This is a genomic window from Gluconacetobacter entanii (assembly GCF_003206495.1).
Classification (GTDB): Bacteria; Pseudomonadota; Alphaproteobacteria; order Acetobacterales; family Acetobacteraceae; genus Novacetimonas; species Novacetimonas entanii.
Genome location: NZ_NKUF01000145.1, coordinates 1 through 531, shown reverse-complemented (window position 1 = coordinate 531; position 531 = coordinate 1). Strand labels below are relative to the sequence as shown.

Here is a 531-nt window from a genome sequence, read left to right as displayed (position 1 = left end):
CCTTAATACCCCTCTTAAAACTGCCGCTTGGATGGCTTTGGCAGGCAGGATGGGGGATATGATTGTTTCGATAACGTAATGAAAAAGGTTGGCCTACAAAGTAAGAAGGTCGGTGTACGGGTGTTACCCATACACATAAAAAAAGGGCCTCCATTTCTGGAAGCCCCTTGCCTGTCTGTCTGATCCATATTCCTTTGTGGGTCGTCCTGTTATCGTCCCGCCTGCCATCACCCCGCCACGACCCTTCCTGTGAGGGCAAACCAGCGGCGCAGGCTGGTATCCATCACTTCATCGGTCATGCGGTTGCGCTCCACTTCCCCGATGCCGCGCTCCGTCCACAAATCACCCAATGCCTCAAGGGTTGCCGTCAAGGCACGCTGGTAGTCATCGTCTGTCCGGTTCCGGTCATGGCAGTAATCGGCAATCACCACGCCAGCGCCGTGCGTACCCAGTTCAGACAGGCCCGGTTGCGGCTTCTCGCCCCGGTAGAGTTCAGCCATCTTGTCTGTGGCTGCATCCATTGCCGCCTGC

General features: G+C 56.3%; 1 pseudogene. It reads right to left on the bottom strand.

From position 1 onward, the window contains the following. Positions 1-227 precede the first annotated feature (227 nt). Positions 228-531: pseudogene (locus tag CFR72_RS16955) on the bottom strand (hypothetical protein); the annotation flags it as partial.